1 protein-coding gene is annotated in these 2,216 nt (G+C 69.9%); it reads right to left on the bottom strand.

The features are described 5' to 3' along the window. A partial coding sequence (locus tag G6R24_RS20420; RefSeq protein WP_163550758.1) for an SDR family oxidoreductase occupies window positions 1-2,061 on the bottom strand: 2,061 nt, incomplete at its 3' end. Window positions 2,062-2,216: the final 155 nt, after the last annotated feature.

The following is a 2,216-nucleotide window of genomic DNA, read 5'->3' as shown; positions in this document are numbered from 1 at the left end:
ATCCGGATTCACCGCCACCGGATTACCCACCGCCCGCAACAACGGCAGATCCGACTGGCTGTCCGCATACGCCCACGACACCGACAGATCCGCCCCCACCAGCCGCGCATGATGCGCCACGAACGCCGCCCGCGCATCACCCACCAACGGCGACGACGCCAACCGGCCCGTGCACAACCCGTCCGGCCCCACCTCCAACCGGGCCGCCACCACATCGTCGAACAACGGCGCCAGCGGCGCCGTCACCGCCTCCAACGCCCCCGTCAACAACATCGTCCGATGCCCCGCCGCCCGATGCTCCCGCACCCGACGAATCCCCGCCGGACGCACCCGACGCAACAACACCTCCCCAGCCGCCTGCGCCACCAGCCGCTCCAACTCCAGCGGATCCACCCCCGCGTACCGGGCGTACACCGCCCGCATCAGATGACCCCGATCCCGACGTTCCGCCCGCACATAACCCGGCAACGCCGCCGCCAACCCCGCAAGCTCCCGCACCCGCGCGACCCCACCCAGATCCGACAACCGCATCCACAGATACGACTCCACCACCGACGCCGACGCCACCGCCCCATCCAGATCGAACACCGCCAGCACCCCCTCACCCGCCGGCAGATGCCCCGACAACCGCCGCGGCGACGCCGCCGCCCGCGGCCGACGCAACACCGCCGTCACCGCCGGACAGTGCACCCGACACAGATAGTGCTCCCAGTCGATCGCACACGGATCGAACCCGAACTCCACCTGATCCGAGGCATCCATCGACTCGTGCAACACCCGCGTCGCGTCATCGACATACACCAGCTCCGCCTTCGTGTACGCCCGGTACACATCCGAATAGCGCCGCAGAAACGCCACCCGCGCCTGCGCCCGCTCCAACTGCCCCGCCACCTGACGCACCCGCATCGACGACGTCGGCACCTGCGACAACACCCGACCCCGCTGCGGCAACGGATCCGTCAGAAAATACTCCCGCACATGCTCGTACAACTGCTGGAACCGCAACGGATTACGAAAACCCGAACACACCGTGTAATACGCCGGGGAATCCACCGGCGGCACCGTCGCCGCCGCCGCCAACGTCGCGTTCACCACCAGATCAATCGGAATGATGTCCACCACCGCGTCCGGCGACGCCGGGAAGTCCGGCAACTCACCCCGCCCATACGCCAGAATCAGCGGCTCGGCCATCTTGAACCCCTCGATCCACCCGGGGAACGGCCGCCGCAACGCACTCTCGATGATCGACGGACGGATCACCGTCAACGGCAGATCCCCGTGATGCTCCTCCAACCAGCGTTCCCCCAACGCCTTCGTGAACGTGTACGCATCCGTCCACCCCAGCACCTGCGCCCGCTCACCACCCGCCGACACCAACCGGCGCGCCACCCACTCCCGGCGCAACCGCTCCGCCTCACCCGAGACCGTCTGCGCCCCCGCCGCCTCGAACCGCACCCGCCCCGCCCGCCGGAACCGCGCCGAGTTCTCCGGCGACCGCGACGCGTCCTCGATCTGCTCCCGCACCCGGGACGCGAACGCCTGCTCCACCCGCCAGTCCACCTCATGAGGCAGCGGACCCTCCGCGATATGCCCCGAACGCAACCCCGCCACATACGCCGTCGACACATGCACCAGATGCGGACGCGCCCCACCCGCCCGCAACGCCCGCAACAGCTCCTGCAACCCACCCACATTGATCCGGAACGCGTCATCGATCGGCGGATCGAAGGACACCTCACCCGCGCAGTGCACCACCACATCGATGTCCGCCGGCAGATCCGGCACCGACGCCAGATCCCCCTCGATCACCTCCACCCGGCGCGCCACCAACTCCGCCAGCCCCGCCGCACCCATCTGCTCCCGCAACGCCCGAAACGCCGGCTTACGCAGCATCCGGGTCACCCGCGCCGACCCCGAATGACTGCCCCGCGGACGCACCAGCGCCACCACGGACGTCTCCGGAAAATCCGACAGCAACCGCTCCAGCAGCGCCTCGCCCATGAACCCGGTCACCCCGGTCACCAGCATCCGCCGACCCGCGAGCCGCTCGCGCAGCCCCACCATGGACCTCCGCTGCCCCTGGCCCGGACACCCCCACAGGCATCCACGCCGCACCGACCGGACCGGCGGACGCCCATCCGGAAACACACCCGAGCGGACGCGACGAACCCGTCCGTGCGACGCCAGCCCACCCACCCGGCCGACCGGTGCCCCAG

This window comes from Candidatus Frankia nodulisporulans (assembly GCF_902806475.1).
GTDB lineage: Bacteria > Actinomycetota > Actinomycetes > Frankiales > Frankiaceae > Frankia > Frankia umida.
The sequence above is the reverse complement of the archived record's forward strand: the minus strand, read 5'-3'. Positions and strand labels throughout refer to the sequence as shown.